General features: G+C 41.6%; 18 protein-coding genes. 14 read left to right on the top strand and 4 right to left on the bottom strand.

Features of this window, described 5'->3' with window-relative positions:
- The first annotated feature begins 19 nt into the window (after nt 1–19).
- Together BROSI_RS13835 and BROSI_RS13830 are read left to right on the top strand one after the other, a co-directional pair.
- Complete coding sequence (locus BROSI_RS13835; protein ID WP_230400690.1) at nt 20–1,219, top strand: MBL fold metallo-hydrolase; 1,200 nt, start codon at nt 20–22, stop codon at nt 1,217–1,219.
- A 10-nt stretch (nt 1,220–1,229) separates the two neighbouring features.
- The gene (locus tag BROSI_RS13830) at nt 1,230–1,574 is read left to right on the top strand and encodes a hypothetical protein (RefSeq protein ID WP_052564390.1); all 345 of its coding nucleotides are present in this window, start codon (nt 1,230–1,232) and stop codon (nt 1,572–1,574) included.
- Nucleotides 1,575–1,642: 68 nt separating this feature from the next.
- Here the strand turns inward: BROSI_RS13830 and BROSI_RS13825 are convergent, their stop codons facing one another.
- Together BROSI_RS13825 and recG are read right to left on the bottom strand one after the other, a co-directional pair.
- Nucleotides 1,643–2,056, bottom strand: coding sequence for a hypothetical protein (locus BROSI_RS13825; RefSeq protein WP_052564389.1), 414 nt, complete (start codon nt 2,054–2,056; stop codon nt 1,643–1,645).
- Nucleotides 2,057–2,296: 240 nt separating this feature from the next.
- Nucleotides 2,297–4,393: an ATP-dependent DNA helicase RecG gene (gene recG, locus BROSI_RS13820; RefSeq protein ID WP_052564388.1), complete on the bottom strand. Its 2,097-nt coding sequence runs from the start codon at nt 4,391–4,393 to the stop codon at nt 2,297–2,299.
- Nucleotides 4,394–4,782: 389 nt separating this feature from the next.
- On the opposite strand from recG, the gene bshB1 reads away from it, so the two are divergent.
- The 4 genes from bshB1 to hflC all read left to right on the top strand — a co-directional run bounded on the left by bshB1 (nt 4,783) and on the right by hflC (nt 8,548).
- Nucleotides 4,783–5,469: a bacillithiol biosynthesis deacetylase BshB1 gene (gene bshB1 / locus BROSI_RS13815; RefSeq protein ID WP_052564387.1), complete on the top strand. Its 687-nt coding sequence runs from the start codon at nt 4,783–4,785 to the stop codon at nt 5,467–5,469.
- A gap of 95 nt (nt 5,470–5,564) precedes the next feature.
- Nucleotides 5,565–6,572, top strand: a complete 1,008-nt coding sequence (locus BROSI_RS13810; RefSeq protein WP_052564386.1) for an AIR synthase family protein — start codon at nt 5,565–5,567, stop codon at nt 6,570–6,572.
- A 12-nt stretch (nt 6,573–6,584) separates the two neighbouring features.
- Nucleotides 6,585–7,589 (top strand): FtsH protease activity modulator HflK, encoded by a 1,005-nt coding sequence (gene hflK / locus BROSI_RS13805; protein ID WP_052564385.1) that lies wholly within the window; start codon nt 6,585–6,587, stop codon nt 7,587–7,589.
- Nucleotides 7,586–8,548, top strand: a complete 963-nt coding sequence (gene hflC / locus BROSI_RS13800; protein ID WP_052564384.1) for a protease modulator HflC — start codon at nt 7,586–7,588, stop codon at nt 8,546–8,548. Before hflK ends, hflC begins: the two co-directional genes overlap by 4 nt.
- 155 nt (nt 8,549–8,703) lie before the next feature.
- On the opposite strand, the gene BROSI_RS13795 is transcribed toward hflC, so the two are convergent.
- Together BROSI_RS13795 and BROSI_RS13790 are read right to left on the bottom strand one after the other, a co-directional pair.
- The gene (locus tag BROSI_RS13795; protein WP_052564383.1) at nt 8,704–9,528 is read right to left on the bottom strand and encodes an RluA family pseudouridine synthase; all 825 of its coding nucleotides are present in this window, start codon (nt 9,526–9,528) and stop codon (nt 8,704–8,706) included.
- 25 nt (nt 9,529–9,553) lie between these two features.
- A complete protein-coding gene (locus BROSI_RS13790) occupies nt 9,554–10,597 on the bottom strand; it encodes a M28 family peptidase (protein WP_200891752.1) in 1,044 nt (347 codons plus the stop codon).
- A 337-nt stretch (nt 10,598–10,934) separates the two neighbouring features.
- On the opposite strand from BROSI_RS13790, the gene BROSI_RS21035 reads away from it, so the two are divergent.
- From BROSI_RS21035 to BROSI_RS13755, 8 genes are all read left to right on the top strand, one after another.
- On the top strand, nt 10,935–11,057 hold the full coding sequence (locus tag BROSI_RS21035; protein ID WP_261338854.1) for a hypothetical protein: 123 nt from the start codon (nt 10,935–10,937) through the stop codon (nt 11,055–11,057).
- Between the two features lie 126 nt (nt 11,058–11,183).
- On the top strand, nt 11,184–11,900 hold the full coding sequence (locus tag BROSI_RS13785; RefSeq protein WP_052564381.1) for an Ig-like domain-containing protein: 717 nt from the start codon (nt 11,184–11,186) through the stop codon (nt 11,898–11,900).
- Between the two features lie 343 nt (nt 11,901–12,243).
- Nucleotides 12,244–13,485: a hypothetical protein gene (locus tag BROSI_RS13780; protein WP_052564380.1), complete on the top strand. Its 1,242-nt coding sequence runs from the start codon at nt 12,244–12,246 to the stop codon at nt 13,483–13,485.
- 164 nt (nt 13,486–13,649) lie between these two features.
- Nucleotides 13,650–13,976 carry a hypothetical protein gene (locus BROSI_RS13775; RefSeq protein WP_052564379.1) on the top strand — a complete coding sequence of 109 codons (327 nt, stop codon included), beginning with the start codon at nt 13,650–13,652 and terminating at the stop codon, nt 13,974–13,976.
- Nucleotides 13,977–14,427: 451 nt separating this feature from the next.
- A complete protein-coding gene (locus tag BROSI_RS13770; protein WP_052564378.1) occupies nt 14,428–15,063 on the top strand; it encodes a class I SAM-dependent methyltransferase in 636 nt (211 codons plus the stop codon).
- 489 nt (nt 15,064–15,552) lie between these two features.
- Nucleotides 15,553–16,269 carry a pirin family protein gene (locus BROSI_RS13765; RefSeq protein ID WP_052564377.1) on the top strand — a complete coding sequence of 239 codons (717 nt, stop codon included), beginning with the start codon at nt 15,553–15,555 and terminating at the stop codon, nt 16,267–16,269.
- A gap of 144 nt (nt 16,270–16,413) precedes the next feature.
- On the top strand, nt 16,414–16,842 hold the full coding sequence (locus tag BROSI_RS13760) for a GNAT family N-acetyltransferase (protein WP_052564376.1): 429 nt from the start codon (nt 16,414–16,416) through the stop codon (nt 16,840–16,842).
- Between the two features lie 318 nt (nt 16,843–17,160).
- A complete protein-coding gene (locus BROSI_RS13755; RefSeq protein ID WP_420886084.1) occupies nt 17,161–18,231 on the top strand; it encodes an adenosine deaminase in 1,071 nt (356 codons plus the stop codon).
- The last annotated feature ends 19 nt before the right edge of the window (nt 18,232–18,250 follow it).

Below are 18,250 nucleotides of genomic sequence, written 5' to 3'. Positions count from 1 at the left end.
AGCAAGGAATTCCCGGATATTGATAGATTTTGGACTGCCTTTGGTAAACGAAAGTAAACAACAATTCGATTCCAGGGGAATAGAAAGCCAGTCCATCGAAGAGCTCATAAAACAAGGTGTTTTGCCAGATATCAAAGGGTTATACGCAAACGAAGCACATCTTTTTGACGCCGTCCTTTTAAGCCATCCGCATCCCGATCACTACGGTTTATTATCCTTTATCAATCCAATAATCCCCATTTATCTCAGTGAGGGATGCAAAGAACTCATTGGAATTTCTCACTATTTTAATCAAACCGATTGTGATTTAAAAAATGTTAAGACAATAAATCCATGGCAATCATTTGAACATGTAAATTTTAAAATAACCCCTTATCTGGTTGATCATTCCGGATTTGATGCATTTGCATATTTGATTGAAAGTGAAAGGAAAAAGATTTTTTACTCAGGTGATTTTAGAGGACATGGAAGAAAGGGCACTTTGTTCAAAAACATCATAAAAAATCCTCCGAAGAACATTGATTATTTGATCCTTGAAGGTACTTTAATTGGCAGAAACAAGGGAATATATGAGACTGAAAACGATATCGAAAACGAATTAGCGAAATTATTCAAGAATGGAAAGGAACTATTTTTCGTAGCTTGTTCATCCCAGAATATAGACAGGATCGTTTCTGTATATCGTGCATGTCTTGGAAGTGACCGTATTTTTGTAATTGATCCTTACACTGCCTATGTACTGGATAAGTTAAAAAAGATTTCTTCAAATATTCCGCAGTATAATTGGGGTAAGAATATTAAGATATTCTTTCTAAGTAACAGTTATACGGGCAAAATGGGAAAAGATCATAGTTTATACAAATACAAATCTGCCAAAATAACTTACCCCGAAATATTGGAAAAGAGGGACAAATTGGTAATCAAGGATTCCCATAAGATGAGAATGAGGTTTGCAAAAAACCTGACTGATACGATACTCATCTATTCTTTATGGAAAGGATACTTGCCAAAAATTAAATCTTTCTGGACTGAACATAATGTACCTATTATAGAAATTCATGCAAGCGGTCATGCTTACCTTGAAGAATTACAAAAATTTGTCAAAGTAATAAATCCCAGATATGTTATTCCATTCCATACTTTTTATCCCGAAAGATATTGTGAATATCTTGGGAATAACATCATGATTGTGAGAGATAAGGAAACTGTAGAACTATAGAAAGGACACGATGAAGATTATTCTTAATAGAAAGATTACGAGAAGAGGCAAAGCTTATGTTGAAGCTACCCTTGATGGCAAAAGGATTCGTTGGGGTGCTCGTCTTTCCCAAGCTATTACAGGACTCAGAACATGGAATATGGAAGAAGGTATTTGTTTTTTCTCTGAAAAACCTTTAGCATTCGAAGTCCGAAAAGGTCCATTATCTAAGAAGTTTATCATACCGCCTCTCAATTTCGAACAATCTACAAATGAATTCGAGGCGGCCTTTCAAGGAAGGATTGCTATTTTCAAGGAGGTAAAAAAATGGATTGAAACTCCTTTCTGTAATGACTCTGTAACTATAGAAATTTAAAAACTGAATAGTGTGTACTGAATTATTCTCATCGTTTCCATCAAAACCTAATGCTTCATCGATCTTAATCATTCTAGCAGTGGATTCTCTATTAATTGATCGTTTATAGGTTCTCCCACATCCTTTCCCACATACCCCATTAAAATATCCAAATCTTGGATGTTGCTCATCATGTTTTTATATGCGTATTCATATTTGATCAATATCCTCAATCTAGGGGATGTCCCCTTAGCTTTCCTAAAATCCTGCAAAAGAACTCTACAATAGTAGTAGCTGTTCCTGGCTTTATTATAACTTTTCTTTAATTGAATATACTGTTTAGAATCAACAGAAATCCTCTGCTTTATCTCTAAATAACGAGAGTTTAACTCCCCACCAATAATAGAAAGATCTCTTAAATCCGACTTAACGGGGTAAGTACACCCAAACGGGATAAACAGAAACATTAAAATGATGAACATACTACTTACTTTTGTACTCATCCCACTCAATTTCGGATAGTCTCCAGAAGAATTTAAAGAGGCATTTCACCAAAAATTGCTATTTCAATAGTTCGGACATTTTTATTGGAAAAGTACCATATATCCTTTTTCATAGCACGCTTGAGCATCTAATGAAATATCCATCAGACAATGAAGGTTTTTCCATGACATCTCTAACCGGTCTTCTATCAGCAAAATGCTGTTCAGCATATTTTTATCAAAATTAGGTAAGCTTGCTTTTTATACATTAATAAGTTCTAATCGATCCTTAAAAGTCTCCAAAACCTTTTGCCTAATCTTCAGATGTGTCACCATGGTAAGTTGCGGATCTTCAGAGACGAGTTCAAAGGCATCATCGCGGGCTTTTTTGAGTATGGAAAAATCTTTCATAAGATCGCTGATCTTGAGTTCTGGCAAACCATGCTGGCGTGTGCCAAAGAATTCACCCGGACCCCTCAATCTGAAGTCCATCTCCGCAATCTTAAATCCATCGTGGGTCCTGGTCATAATCTTGAGCCGTTCGGCTGATACATTGCTATTGGGATTCCCAAAGAGCAGGCAATACGACTGTTCGTTTCCCCTTCCGATGCGTCCACGCAGTTGGTGGAGTTGGGACAGTCCGAATCGTTCGGCATGTACGATAACCATCACGGTGGCGTTGGGGATATCAATCCCCACCTCAATGATCACGGTAGACACCAGTATGTCATATCTCTTTTCCTTGAAATCCATCATAACCTTATCCTTTTCAGCCTGCTTCATCTGACCATGAAGCAGCCCCACCCTGAGAGTCGGAAATACATCAGCTTGCAGCCTTCTTGCCTCTGTGACGGCTGATTTCAGATCAAAAGATTCTGATTCTTCAACAAGGGGATAGACAATAAATACCTGCCTGCCCTTGGCAATTTCACCTTTGATAAAGCCATAGGCGTTTTTTTCTTTGTCTTGCGTTACCCAAATGGTTCTTACGGGAGAACGGCCGGGCGGCATTTCATCCAGCATCGAAATGTCCAGATCACCGAATAAGGTAAGGGAAAGGGTACGTGGGATTGGGGTTGCCGTCATGATAAGCACATCAGGACGCAGCCCTTTCTTTTTCAATTTCAGACGTTGCACCACGCCAAATTTGTGCTGTTCGTCTATTACCACAAGCCCCAACTGCCGAAACTGAACGGTTTCTTCAATAAGGGCGTGCGTTCCAATAATCAGGTCGATCTGTCCCGTTTTGATTTGATCAAGGTTATCCTTTTTCTGTCTGGAATTTGTATCACCTGTCAACAACTGTATTCTGACGTGGGAGTGTTCCAGATATTTCTGAATGGTTTGGAAATGTTGTTTTGCCAGTATTTCTGTAGGTGTCATAAAAGCGACTTGATAACCGTTGGCAATAGCTGCAAGGATTGCATAAATCGCCACAACCGTCTTACCGGAACCAACATCGCCCTGCAGCAATCGGTTCATGGGCTTACTGCTTCGCATATCCTCCGTAATTTCATTGATTACCCGCTCCTGTGCATTGGTCAAAGCAAAAGGTATGAGGTTTCGGATGTGTGTGTCGACATTAGCTCCTATCTTGAACGAAATTCCCGTTTCTTCTTTAATGCCCCGCCTCCTCAGCGCCATAGCCAATTCAAGGATAAACAATTCTTCATAGATAAGCCTGCATCTTGCATGTTCCAGGTTCTCGAATGTCCCCGGAAAATGGATATTTCTTACAGCATCGTTTATGGATACTAACTGATTTTTTTTCGTAATCTCCTTTGGAAGTATCTCTTCGATATGACCAGCAAACTGATGTACTGCCATTTTCATGATCTTCCGAAAGTGGGTCTGGCTCATATGCTCCGTAAGCGAATAAACAGGAACGACGCTCCCTTCCTTTACGTCAATTTCGTTTTCCCGGATAACTTCGTATTCTGGACCCAATAACTGGAGGTATTTATATGCCCCCACCTTGCCGTGCAAAAAAACCATGTCTCCGACATGGAATTTGTTCGCAAGAAACGGCTGATTGAACCACGTTGCAGCAATCGCGCCCGTTCCGTCGCCAACGAAGATCTCCAGGATGCTCTTTCTGCTTCTTGCCATTCTCGTTTGAATGCCAAGTACCCTGCCTTGAATGGTAATCTCTGCGCCTATTTTGGCCTCAGAAATCCTTTGTATCCGGGTACGATCTTTGTAATCCCGTGGGAAATAAAAGAGCACGTCACGAATCGTATCTATTCCCAGTTTTGTAAAGATTTCGCTTCGTTTTGGCCCAACACCTTTTAGGAATTGAACGGATTGATTTAATGCGGACTGTGAAGCTGTTTTTGCTAAGGATTTAGTAACTACCATTTGAAAATTTTAGGTACTGTAAATTATATTTCCCAACCATGCCCGGAATGTCATCACCTTGGGTAAAATCGAAAATGTAACCAGCTTTGAAATTCCAAAAACACGAAAATGTGCTGATTGGTCTAAATATAGGATGATGGTTATTATTTGTCAATTTGAATCTTGCACGCTATAATTATGCGATTTCCGCCTATTGTGTCAAAGCAAACGATAGGAATACAACCCTGCCCGGAGCATATCCAAGATTCACATACCTTCATATTTGAATAAATCGGGCCTAAATCTTACCTTTCCCTTGCATTTTTATAGTCGTTAAGTACAATAGCAATTTCTCAGTATTAATAGCTTGCTTTTTTCAAAAAGAAGAATTAACCGTTAAAGTATTTTATATGACAACTATCCTTGCAATAGGGCCTCATCCTGATGACATAGAAGGCGGTATGGGGGGAAGTATTCTGAAATTAGTCGCCCTGGGATATGATGTCCATATCCTCGATCTGACTAACGGCGAACCCACCCCACATGGTAGTCCTGAAATTCGAAGAGAAGAATGGGAACACTCAACCGCATTGCTCGGTGTGAAGAGCAGAACTGTGCTCGACCTGCCAAATCGCTACCTTATGGACGGGATAGAAGCCCGCAAAAAGGTTGCTGCCGTGATTCGAAAGATGCGCCCGCAGGCGCTTTTCCTTCCGTATTGGATCGATGCCCACCCTGACCACATTCAGACTACACAGATTGGCGAGGCGGCCCGGTTCTATGCGAAACTGACAAAATCTGATATCCCCGGAGATCCATGCTACCCTACTCACATCTTTTACTACCTCTGTTCCCATTTCCGCGTACACGTCACACCCTCATTCATCCTGGACATCAGCAAGGAATTTAAAAAGAAACTTGAGATTGCAAGGGTCTATCAATCCCAGTTTGCCTATGATGATGAGCGATGGAACTACATCAGTAGTTCGCTTACGGCAAAGAATCAATATTATGGAAATTTGATCCGGACCGATTATGGAGAACCCTTTATGAGCCGGGAACAGATTGGCCTGAAGGATATACGGGATATTTTATAGTTTTTTAAAAATTACAGGTTGTAAGTTATTGTGTTAAATCTTGAACATGCAACTCATCGCTTCCACTTTAGTTATGATTACACTGCTCCGGAGATATGAAATATTATTCCGTAGGAAAACTTGACTATCGACTCCTGGAAAAACTTCTGAATTTAAACCCCATCAATGATCCAAGAGTCGTTGTTGGCCCAAGGGTTGGCGAGGATGCAGCCGTCATCGACTTTGGGAAAAAGTATCTCGTCGCCAAGACAGATCCCATCACCTTTACTACGTATCGCATCGGATGGTATGCCGTCAATGTGAATGCCAACGACATCGCTACGATGGGGGCGACTCCGAAGTGGTTCCTGGCAACGGTATTGCTCCCTGAAGGAAAGACGAATGCAAAACTGGCTACACAAATTTTTAAAGATATTATTACATCAACACAAAAACTCAATATTACCCTGTGCGGCGGCCATACTGAAATTTCCTATAACATCGACCGTCCTATTGTTATTGGTCATATGCTGGGTGAAGTCAAAAAGGATAAGCTTGTGGTAAACTCGAATGCGAAACCAGGCGATGATCTTTTACTTACCAAGGGTATTGCTATAGAAGGAACAGCCATTATTGCGCGAAAAAAGGAAACAGTAATACAAAAGGAATTTGGTGACCGACTCCTTAAAAGGGCGCAGGCATTCATTGACAGGCCGGGATTGAGTGTCGTTGCAGATGCCCTGGTCGCCAATAAAACAGCCAGAATCCATGCCATGCATGACCCAACGGAAGGTGGGATTGCTACGGGTATTCTGGAACTTGCAAAGGCATCAGGGACAGGAGTTGTTATTGATGCAGAAAAGATTCTGTGTTATGAAGAAACCAAACAGATTTGCAGGCTATTTGACATCCAACCGCTCGGTCTCATTGCATCGGGGGCATTATTGATAGCACTCGACCCAAAAGACACAAAAGCAGTTATCGCCATCCTGGCAAAAAATAGTATTCCATGTACCCGGATAGGAAAACTTACACAAAAAACTGAGGGATTAATGATTTGTAAAAATGGCAAGCTTGTAAAAATGCCGACATTTAAGGCAGACGAAATTACAAAGGTTTTATAAGGAGGGAATAATATGCCCGATTACGGACCATACAAAAGACCGCAAGAAATACGATTCGAGGATATCCCATGGGGATCGATAAAAAAATTTATACCGCCCATATTAATTATTATCTTTGTCATTATTACAGGATATACTGCCTTTTATACGGTAAAAGCCAATGAAGAAGCTGTTATTCTGAGATTTGGCCGATATATAGAAACAGTCGGTTCCGGGCTTCATACCAAAATTCCCTACGGCATTGACAAGGTACTCAAAGGCGAAGTCAAACGTATTTATAATGAAGAGTTCGGATTCAGGACCGAACAACGTAGCTTTTCCAGTATGATTGATTACGAATACCCTGATGCAAAAGAAGAGAAATTAATGCTTACCGGAGACCTCAATTGCGCTGAAGTGCATTGGGTCATCCGATACAAAATAAAGGCGCTGGAAGAGTATTTTTTTAATGTAAGGGATGTCAGGGAAACCATTCGTGGCGTTTCACAGGCCGTCATGCGTACCTTAATCGGTGACCGCTCTATTGATGAGGTTTTGACCATTGGAAGGACGGAGATCGAGCAGAAGTCAAGGGAAGATATTCAAAAGATTTTGGATAGTTACAAATGTGGTATTGACATTCAAACGGTACTTCTGAAAGGGGTTGACCCGCCAGAACCCGTAAAAGATGCCTTTAATGCGGTAAACCAGGCAATTCAAATACGGGACAGAATTATTAATGATGCCGAAGGGCAAAAGAATAAGATACTGCCCGCGGCTGAGGGGAAAAAAGAACAGGTCATTAAAGAGGCTGAAGGATACCGGATAAGAAGGGTCAATGAGGCCACGGGAGATGTCAAGGCATTCCTGGCTGTCTATGAAGAATACAAGAAGGCAGAGGATGTTACCAGACGCAGGCTATTTTTGGAAACTATGTCAAAGGTTATCCCAAAATGTGAAAAGTTATACATTTTCGACAAAGAGGTAAAAGGGTTTCTCCCCATCCTTGATCTCGCCGGGGAAGGAGTGAAAAAATGAAGAAGACGGTTATTGTCATTACAATCATCTCTGTGGTTGCCGTATTAATATGTCTAAAGGCCTCGTTATATGTTGTGGATGTACGGTTACAGGCTGTTATTACACAATTTGGAAAACCTATTCGAACAGTTACAGAACCAGGACTTTATGGAAAAGTGCCTTTCATTCAGGAGGTCAGATATTTTGACAAGCGGTTGCTGGAGTGGACGGGGGAACCGAGCGATATCCTGACGAGAGACAAGGAAAACATCGGTGTAGGTACATGGGCAAGATGGAAAATCATCGATCCGCTCAGATTCTATACCTCATTAGGAACAGAGGCGCGAGGCCAAGGGGTGCTGGATGAAGTAATTGAATCGGCAGTCAAAAACGTAGTCAGTGCATATACCTTAAAGGAAGTCTTAAGAAATACCAATCGTAGGTTGGAATATACGACAAAGGAATTGGAAGAGGCAGAAGATGTTAAAAAGGTATTGATTAAAATGGGCCGCGACAATATCGTTGAAGAAATCAGGAAAATGGCTGCACGCGCACTGGAAAGTCGTTATGGGATTGAATTGGTAGATGTTCGGATAAAGTATATTAATTATGTGGAGGCCGTCATTCCCAAGATATACGATCGAATGCGCTCCGAACGTATCCGTATCGCCAACAAGTACGAATCAGAGGGACGGAAAGAAGAGGCAGAAATCCTGGGTTCGATGAAAAGAGAACTGGAACGAATAGAATCAGAAGGATATCGCACCGCGGAGGAAATCAAGGGACAGGCTGACGCCGAGGCCGTGAAGATCTATGCCGAGGCATATGAAAAAGCGCCTGAATTCTATTCTTTTACAAAAACCCTGGAAACCTACGAATCGACCTTTAATAAACAAACCCACTTCATCCTTAGCACAGATGGAGAGTACTTCAGATATCTGAAGAGTTTCCGGCACGAAGGCAAACCGGCGCAAGACTAATAGACGAAGAAATTAAGGCATTTACAGGTACACTGTCGCTGCGAGCGGTAGAAAAGCATCTTAAATAGTATCATAGCAGGAGATTGCTCGTTACTGCGTATCTTGCAATGACATTTTGCACCGTATACTTTTTTCCAAAACGATTTCATAGTTATCTATAACCCTAAAAGTTTAAGGCACTGATTGAAATCGCCAGGGGTTTCCGCTGTGATGGATACTATCTTCTGTGTATAGGGATGGATAAAGGATATTTGATAAGCATGGAGCATTTGTCTTCGGATTCGTCTTAATAGCGGGCGTTCGATCGGCTTGCGATCATATTCTGTTTCACCTATAACAGGATGTCCAACAGAGGTGAGATGTATCCTGATCTGATGCGTCCTGCCAGTCTCGATATTTACCTCCAGATAGGAGGCATCTTTACCTTTCTTTAAGAGTCTTACATGTGTCATGGCCTTTTGCCCATGAATTGGGCTATCTATGGTAAAGGTCTGTTTCCCTATACTACCCCGCACAATCACCCTGTAGACCTTCTTCAATAGATTTTTTTTAAATAATTCCTTCATACGCTCGAAGGCATCCTTGTTCGTCGCAAAGATAACGGCGCCAGAGGTATCTTTGTCGAGCCGGTGAACAGCCTGGATATGGTTGTCCTGAAAGTATACCCTCAGGTTGCTTTCAAGACTTTCAGGCCCATTTGTTACCATAGCAGGAGGTTTTGAAACGACCAGATAATGGTCATCTTTATAGAGTATAGTACTTTTCTGAAACTTTTGGGATTTCACTTCTTTTGTAAGGATTTCAACCACGTCCCCTTTGTGTAGCTGGTAGGAAGCAATCCACACACGTCTTTTGTTTACAAAAACCAATCGCTCATCCAGAAGTTGCTTCGCCTTTTTTTTGGATAAGGTTAGTTTCCGGGCAATAAAATGTAGCAGCGTGTGTATGTCATCTTCACGAGTAAATATAAGTTTTTGCATTGCCTTGTGAGAAATCTGTGGAAAATTATCTGTTTACCCTACTGGTTTCATGCTTACAACCCGCAAGGCCTGCCACGACCTTTTCCAGGGCGCTCACCACGTATGCAAGCTGGTCGTAATCGATTTTGTCAGGGGTGTCTTCCTGAGTATGATAATAGGGATACCTGAAAGGTGCGGTATCCGTCACCATAACCCCTGGATATCCTCCCTGCCAGAATGCCCATTGGTCAGACCAGCCCACGCCTACAAGCATTTCTGGTAATGCTGCTGCTTCAGATGGAAATTCTGCATAGCGGCGAAACAATCCCACTACATCCCGCACCAGTTTACGTGATTTGATATTTCCAACGAATGCCACAAAATTTCCCGCAGTTGGATAAACGAGACCCAGAGGAGCGACGGGGTAATTCTGACTCCATTTTTCGTCGGAATAGTATCCGATAGTTTCCAGGCTGAGCATGCCGATGATGTTTTCGTTCCGTTGACGGCACCGTTTCACGTACACCCAACTGCCCATATCTTTACTTTGAAAATAGGGCGGCTCTTCATTGACGAAGGTAACAAAACGAAGTGTCCGCACAGTTTGTTTACCAGCAAAAGCGCGTGCTAATGCCAGAACTGCAGCCGTTCCCGATGCGTTGTCATTGGCCCCTGGTGTGTCTTCGAGCGAGTCGTAGTGCCCACCAATTACCACAATTTCGCCAGATCTTTCTGAACCGGTGATTTCCACTTCGAGATTATAACACGTTCGACCTTGCAGACCACTTAAACTCACTTCATAGCCCTGTCGATCGACTTTATATCCTGTCTGTTGCAACGATGCCTCAATAAAATCAGCCGCAGCACAAAGATTTTCGTAATTCGTTCTGACATTGCGGTCGCCGATCTCATCGGCAAGTTTATACACATCTTTCCGTAACATTTCCCGTAATAATCTTTGTTCTTCCGTCAGGGAAGGCATCGGCCCCTGATATCTTTTACCCGGCATTCGAAGCATAATAAACCATACTCCACCAAGGATAAGAACGAGGATAATAGTAACGGGAATAACTGTTTGTACAGCCCGCATTCGAATCATTTCTCTTTGTAAGCGATAGTGTAAATCTTACCATGCAAATCAAGATATACATTTTGATATCTTTATCGATTTCAAAGGATGTGCTATTGATATTTTATAATCGGTTTTGTCCGTTTAAACAACGAAATAAATAGTGTCAATTCTATTCATGCAAAGAAGATCCTCTCAAGTTGAATCATTCGCTGGTTTGTATTTATACGTGTTTTGTGGTATATTGCTGCCTCAGAAATATTAATGTATTTACATTGCCGTTTTCTGTAAAAGAATGGTTTCTGAAAATTATACAATTATTTCTGCATAATTCATAGTTTATGAGTGCACGGAGGGGATGCGATTATCGTATATTGGAAGACCAGGACAAACAAAACTGATGGCCGTCAATGGAACCATAAAGATGCTAAAGATGGGAATAAAGCCTGTCAGATATAAGGGGAAGAAATGGCACAGATAAAATAGTTACTAATCCCGTAGTATCAGATACTTTTTCAGAGAGATATAAAGTATAATTCAGTAGAAAAATTGGCCACTTAACTTTTAACAAAGTACTGTTACGAACCAAAAGGAGGAGGTACAAAATATGAGAAACATATTGTTCAGGATTGAATATTGTTTGCTACTTGGTTGTGTTGTGTTCATTTTGGGTTCAAATATATCATCTGCAATGGAGTTAGAAACGGGCGAAGCAACGGATATAACATCAAACTCCGCAACGTTACACGGCACTGTTATTAGTGGGCGTGCTCCGGAGCTGGGGTTTCAATACGGTACCGGCAGTGGGTATTATACTACTGCAGAGTCAGTACAGGATTGGTTTCCAGGCAAAAAAGAGGTAAGCGCCAGGATAAGCGGGCTATTGGCTGCGACAACTTATTACTATAGGATAGCTGGACATGACACCCTACCAGGCACACCCTTGCCTATGGTTTATGGAAATGAAAAATTCTTTACTACATTAGAAGCCACACCAACGCCTATGGTAACACCTACACCCGTATGTGAAGCTGAGTCTATAGAGGCGTCTCCGAAAACGCTGAAGCTCCAGAGGGAGGAGAGTGGTGACGTAACGGTAACGGTGACGGGCAGCGAAGGTTGCCCGGTTGTGGGTGAAACGGTAACGGCGAAGATTAAGTCTGGTAAGAGGCGCATATCGGTTACACCGTTAAGCCAAAATGCCGATGCTGGCGGTGAGGCTATATTTACGATTACGGCTACGAAGAAGACAGGTAATGCAAAGGTGAAATTCAAGACAGCCAGTGGCTTGAGGACTACTGTGACCGTGAAGGTAGGAAGGTAGCGATGCGGGATATACCAAAAAACAGAGAGATTTAATTCATAGTGCAATTCGGACTTTTTATTTCAGGTGGAATTCTTATAGGAGGATAGGAAATGCTGAAGCGAATGGTGTTTTTAATGGTTTTATCAATTTTCATGGTCATGGGTATAAGTTCTGTGGGTTGGTGTAAGTCACAGTTGCCGTAGACTTTATACAATCCTGATACAGGCAATGACGAACCGGTAATTGACATATCAACGGAAATAATGGACAGTATGACAGTCGAAGAGAAAGCCGAATTAAAGAGGTTGGACGAAACAAAAACAAAAAAAAGGAGAAGGATAAAGAGATTTCAACTGAAGGTATGCCGTTGCCTATGGGGGCTGGGCAAGGTACAATTTATAACGATGGTAACAATGTTAAGTTTAACAATGAGAGTTATAAATGTATATTAAATCATATATCAAGTACCAGTAATCAGCCGCCTAACACAACATATTGGCAGCATATTCCGTATAAAAGTAATCATGCTGCCTGGGTGTCTGGAAATGTATATCTTGCACCAGCTTTCCCTGGATATGATTATGCCAGGTTGTATACGAAGATGACAGTATATCCTTCTGGGTGTTATGTTGATATAGGAGAAGGGATTCCGACGAGTTGGTTATTTACGACAGCGTTAACCAGGTCTGACGTTTCAATAGAGTTTTATGGTGCATATTATAGTAATCTTAAACAAGTAATCGTATTTGACTGGTCTGTTACCAGCGGAGATACGGTTAATTGGGGAGGCAACAGTTATCAATGTAAATGGTCTCATACTGCCTCAAGTAGCAATCAACCCCCAAATTCGACGTATTGGAATTCAATAGCTTATTCGGGTAGTTACGGCACTTGGGCAGCATATCGAAATTATCAGGGTGATTCTCCTGGACCAAACCAGGCTGATCCGTACAACAAATGGCAGATGGTAAAATCGTTAAATGATCCTATTTTAGCACCATACATAATAAACGGGTTGGATGATGGTGGTCACTCACGACAGACTTTATTCTATGTGAATGAATCGAAATTAGTAGCTGATGGTGAGCCACAGTTGAGGCGTAATTCTGTTTATTTATGGAATCCGTCAATTCCTACAGGTTGGGTGTTGATTTATTCTCATGACTATTACAGAAACAAACCCCTAATAGGAGAGAATAATTGGAGTTGGAGTACAATTTTAGAGTTTGATGATGTATCCTGGGTATATGGCACCGATGGGAATAAATATATGTGCAAAAAAGATCATTTAGCTTACACTGATAGGAGACCTATAACCGGTGTTAACTATGCAACGTATTGGGCACAAGATAATAGTTATACCGGGTATGTAGGTAATTGGTCTGAATTTAATTCAGATGGAACCACCAGAACAACATATTATCAAAGAAAATACATAAAGGAATTGGGATACAAAGATACAGCTATGTATTGGGGTAACGGCAGTGGGAATTACAATAGTCTTTTGACCAATGTTTACACCTGGTGGAATGCTATGCCTTCCCGATGGAATTTGTATCACCGGCTTGAGAACTATAGTTACGGTGTAGGTAATCAATTATAAACCCAAAATCCAAGATAGCCATTTAAAGCGGATCGATAGCCTATGCTGCAAATATTGAATAATCCGTGTTTTTCCATATTCCTTTCCACCCTTCAATCTTTAACACCCTAGTTTTGTAGACATAGAATGTCTACAAAACTATTAAAAGAACAAAGGGCAAATATATGAGTAAGCAAATTATTACAGAACAAATCAAGAAACAAGCAGACGAAATCGTCAAGGCCTTTAATGAAACCGTTATCAAAAACCCGAACCGCTATTATGTTACTCGCTACAAGGGGAGTTATCTTTATATCGACCGTCTTGACCATGATAGCATAAGTCACCTGTGTCGTTTGAAGTATACAGGAAATATGGATGAGTGGGAGTTTGAGATTTTCAAGTACAGTAACGAAAGCTATGATGCTGAAGACTGGTTCTTTCCAGGTTCCGAACATGTGGATGGGACAATAAAAGGTGCATTGAAGGCTGGACTCGAAGCATATCCTTAATTTTTGTGGTAATTGACACGAAAATACCCCTCACCCAGGCCCTCTCCCACAAGGGGCGAGGGAACTTTCCCTCCCTTGACGGGAGGGATTAAGGGAGGGTGATGTATTTTCATCCTCTTTTGTGAGCCTTTTGCTCATGAGGTTTACTCAAAACAGGATACAAAAATGGTCCAAGCTAGGGTGGATTAAGCAAGAGCAAATCCACCTTCCCGCGAAATGGTATTGGTGGATTCGGCGTAAAAACCAACGCCTTAACCTACCCTACTCATAACTTGGCCCTACCTAAAAACACATTTGGACACAGATGAACGCAAATTTATAACGTTTTTTCAATAACATGCATGAGTGCGGTCAATCACCCATTGGATGAGTTAATGAAAGAAATTATGTAATTATTTTATCTGTTCTTGTCTGTGTTAATCCGTGTCCCATTACAGAATTTTGGTTATATATGACAGATGGGAAAAGCCGCATATTTTTATCCGTAGTTTTCTTTCTCCTTGCGACCTGTAGTGTTTGCTGTACGAACCTCAAGCGTTTTGCATACGAGGGGTTCTGGCGGGATAGGTGGCAACATCCTGGGCAGGCAATCCGCGTCCTTGAGATACAGACTGGCCAGCACATCGCCGACCTTGGTTCCGGCAGTGGCTACTTTACCTTCCGTTTGGCGGATGCAGTTGGCCCAAACGGCAAGGTATATGCCGTGGATGTTGACCAGGGGATGAATAAATATATGGAGAAACAAGCAAGAAAAAGAGGCTACCCGAACATCGAGGTCATTCTTGCTCAGCATCATGACCCGCTTATTCCGGGAGATGGGGTAGACTTGATCTTTACCTGTAATACGTATCATCATATCAAAGACAGGGTGGCGTATTTTTCTCAAACCAGAAGATGCCTAAAACCGAGCGGTCGCATTGCAATCATGGACTTCAATGGGAAAGGGTGGTTCCAAAAGATTTTGCCACACTTCACGGCAAGCGAAGTAATAAAGAAGGAGATGGAGTCGGCTGGCTATCACCTCCAACACGAATTCAACTTTCTACCAAGGCAACATTTCCTGGTATTTTCTCTGGGCAAAGAGTAATCGGGACATAGTGAATAGGTAATTTAATATCAAGGAATTTCAAACTTTCTGCTACTGCCTTACACACCCCCAACCCCCTCTCGAGAGGGGATTAGAAAAGTCCCCTCCTGGGAGGGGATTCAGGGGTGAGTTTTATCTTATTTTGTAAAAAGTCGCCGAAGGCCTAACTTGATATGCATAAATCTCAAATAATCACAAAGTCACTGAGGCATGAAGAAAAACGTCAAATCTTAAAGTCTTTGTAGCAGAAGAAAAGTCGATGAACTTTTAGCACTACAAATTTTCTTTTTTTATATGAAACGGTACTCTTCGGTTCAATAGCTCTTTCACCTTGTAAATATGAACATTTCTTGGTATTTTAATTTTAACAATATTTTAACATTTTTTTGGCAAAAAAATAATTATATTTCGTGCTTCGGATTTTATTTCTTCTGATTCTTTGGGGTTAGGTATAAAAACGCTTCCTTTTAATGACATGTTGAGATACACATGATCACAGTTCGAAGACCAGAAGATATCTATCAGGCAGAGGGCGATATCCAGAACGGCACATTTCATGGCCGCTGGCATTTTTCTTTTGACGAATACCATGACCCTGAATATATGCAATTCGGGACTTTACGGGTATTTAATGACGATACCCTTTCTCCGGGTGCCGTGTGGCCATTGCATTATCATCGGGAGATCGAGGTGGTGACGTATTGTGCTGGCGGGGAGTTCCGCCATGCTGACGAAGACGGAGAGGGCGGAGTTCTAAAAAAGGGTTGGGTACAACACACAACGATCGGTAAAGGTATGTACCACTCTGAAATTAACAATCTTCCAGATAAGCCAATGAGGTTTATTCAGATGTGGTTCTTCCCCTCTGAAAGCGGTCTGGAACCTTCAGTGGGACAAAAGAGGGTGGAACGTGCAGAACGGACGAATCGACTCCTTCCCCTTGTTTCCAATGAACACATGGACGCCCTTCCCATACACTCCAATGCACAGGTTCATTCCTCTTTCCTCCAGGCTGGGCGGACATTAGATTACCAGATCAGAGACTGGAGGGGAGTCTATCTCTATGTGCTCGAGGGAGGGCCTGTTCAGGTAAATAATCACCTTGTTCCTGCCCTGGGTGCTGCAAAGGTTGTTGAAGAAACAAGACTTCATGTAAAGGCAGAAACTGATGCAGAACTCCTTCTTGTGGATGTGCATCTGATTTAGTGTATTGTCTGGAAATAGTTTCACTGTTATTGTCGTTCCGAGTAAAGGGTTGTTGCTAATCACTCTGCTAACTATTCAGAAGTCCGAAGTAAAAACCGTTTAATTCTGGATTCTGACTTCTAACTTCTAATTTCTGATTTCTAAATGTTTAGAGTAGTAACAAATCTCGACGATTTGATTAAGGTGTTTATCGTACGCGGTATTGTGTTTATTGAAGAACAGGGGGTTTCGTATAAAATAGAACGCGACGAGTATGACTACTCTGCAACGCATATTTTGGGAGAAGAAAACGGAGAGCCCTTTGCAGCAGGCCGTATACGGACACATGGTGAGTATGCAAAACTGGAACGCATTGCAATACGGGAATCGTACCGGGGAAAGAATCTGGGCAACAAACTGACTGAGTTTATGATTTCAACTGCAAAAGAACGAGGATTTAAGAAATTCAAGGTGCATGCCCAGGCAAGTCTTACCGACTTTTATCGGAAACATGGGTTCGAGATCATTAGCGATATATTCAAAGAGGCTGGTATTGACCACTATGTAATGATCCGTAACGATTCGGATAAATAACTCGCTATATAGTATTACTGTGTAAAAACTTCTTTTTTGAGAAGTTTTTTACCTCCCCTTTACCGTTCGACTGAGCGGTCGTCTGAGTTCATGCCGAAGACTCATGACGAAGTCCCTTCCTTGCGAAGGAGGAGAGCAAGGGGTGGTCAATTTGGTTGCGGCTGTGCTGTGCCAGGGTTTTTAAGAATATGGAAGTGAAGCACGGACAAACAAGTTTGTCCATGCCACCCAGTAATATTGAACGAATATGAATTTCTCTTATTCAAAATTTACAATTTACAATCTTGCACTATTATACACATGAAAACAATGCATACAGTGAAAACACTCATCCGTGACATTCCAAAGGCAGAACTGCATATTCACATTGAAGGTTCACTCGAACCCGAACTCATGTTTAAGATCTCAAGGCGTAATGGCTTGTCACTCCCATTTCATTCTGTAGAAGAGGTACGCAAGGCCTATAAATTTACAAATCTTCAGTCATTTCTGGACATTTATTATGAAGGCATGCGTGTACTGCGTCAGGAACAAGATTTTTACGATATAACCCGGGCATATTTAGAAAGAATACACGCCCAAAATGTATGCCATACGGAAATATTTTTTGACCCGCAGGCCCATACCGTCAGGGGTATACCTTTTGAAACGATAGTTACGGGGATACATCATGCCTTGCTGGATGCACAGCAACAGCGGGGTATCTCATCAAAACTTATCATGTGTTTTCAGCGGTATCTTAGCGTTGAGTCGGCTATGGAAACGTTGCATCAGGCATTGCCATTCAGAGAATGGATCATTGGAGTAGGGCTCGATTCATCAGAACTAGGTCATCCACCGGAAAAATTCATCCCAGTATTTGCTAAAGCGCTGGAAGAGGGATTTTTGACAGTTGCACATGCAGGTGAAGAAGGACCGGCAGAATACATCTGGCAGGCATTGGAAAAACTCAAGGTATCACGCATCGATCACGGAGTTCACTGTGTCGAAGATGCGAGATTGGTAAAAAAGCTCATTGCAGAACAAATCCCATTAACCGTTTGTCCCCTTTCCAATGTCAAGCTTCGCATTTTCAATGCCTTATCAGAACACAATCTGAAACAGATGCTTGATTCAGGACTGTGTGTCACCGTGAACTCTGACGACCCTGCATATTTTGGCGGCTATATAACAGAGAATTTCATGGCAGTACAAGAAGCCCTGAACCTGGACCATAATGATATTTATCATCTGGTAAAAAACTCGTTCCAGGCTACATTTCTTAATAAAAAAGAGAAGCAAGACTTACTGGATCGGTTGGAAAAATTTATGTCTCAGTATAAACAAAAGGGTTTGGTAAAGGATAAAGACACTTTCGATCGTAGGGGATATCCTTTGCTTAAAATCTGATTATGGATAAAGCGGAAAG

This window comes from Candidatus Brocadia sinica JPN1 (genome assembly GCF_000949635.1).
Classification (GTDB): Bacteria; Planctomycetota; Brocadiia; order Brocadiales; family Brocadiaceae; genus Brocadia; species Brocadia sinica.
The sequence above is the reverse complement of the archived record's forward strand: the minus strand, read 5'-3'. Positions and strand labels throughout refer to the sequence as shown.

Bases quoted from the DNA above. Each gene is read 5' to 3' on its own strand.
- BROSI_RS13775 (WP_052564379.1), top strand. From the start codon at position 13,650: ATGAGTAAGCAAATTATTACAGAACAAATCAAGAAACAAGCAGACGAA.
- bshB1 (WP_052564387.1), top strand. From the start codon at position 4,783: ATGACAACTATCCTTGCAATAGGGCCTCATCCTGATGACATAGAAGGC.
- BROSI_RS13770 (WP_052564378.1), top strand. From the start codon at position 14,428: ATGACAGATGGGAAAAGCCGCATATTTTTATCCGTAGTTTTCTTTCTC.
- BROSI_RS13825 (WP_052564389.1), bottom strand. From the start codon at position 2,056: ATGAGTACAAAAGTAAGTAGTATGTTCATCATTTTAATGTTTCTGTTT.
- BROSI_RS13780 (WP_052564380.1), top strand. From the start codon at position 12,244: ATGCCGTTGCCTATGGGGGCTGGGCAAGGTACAATTTATAACGATGGT.
- BROSI_RS13810 (WP_052564386.1), top strand. From the start codon at position 5,565: ATGAAATATTATTCCGTAGGAAAACTTGACTATCGACTCCTGGAAAAA.
- hflC (WP_052564384.1), top strand. From the start codon at position 7,586: ATGAAGAAGACGGTTATTGTCATTACAATCATCTCTGTGGTTGCCGTA.
- BROSI_RS13760 (WP_052564376.1), top strand. From the start codon at position 16,414: ATGTTTAGAGTAGTAACAAATCTCGACGATTTGATTAAGGTGTTTATC.
- hflK (WP_052564385.1), top strand. From the start codon at position 6,585: ATGCCCGATTACGGACCATACAAAAGACCGCAAGAAATACGATTCGAG.
- BROSI_RS13795 (WP_052564383.1), bottom strand. From the start codon at position 9,528: ATGCAAAAACTTATATTTACTCGTGAAGATGACATACACACGCTGCTA.
- BROSI_RS13765 (WP_052564377.1), top strand. From the start codon at position 15,553: ATGATCACAGTTCGAAGACCAGAAGATATCTATCAGGCAGAGGGCGAT.
- recG (WP_052564388.1), bottom strand. From the start codon at position 4,393: ATGGTAGTTACTAAATCCTTAGCAAAAACAGCTTCACAGTCCGCATTA.
- BROSI_RS21035 (WP_261338854.1), top strand. From the start codon at position 10,935: ATGCGATTATCGTATATTGGAAGACCAGGACAAACAAAACTGATGGCC.
- BROSI_RS13830 (WP_052564390.1), top strand. From the start codon at position 1,230: ATGAAGATTATTCTTAATAGAAAGATTACGAGAAGAGGCAAAGCTTAT.
- BROSI_RS13785 (WP_052564381.1), top strand. From the start codon at position 11,184: ATGAGAAACATATTGTTCAGGATTGAATATTGTTTGCTACTTGGTTGT.
- BROSI_RS13790 (WP_200891752.1), bottom strand. From the start codon at position 10,597: ATGCGGGCTGTACAAACAGTTATTCCCGTTACTATTATCCTCGTTCTT.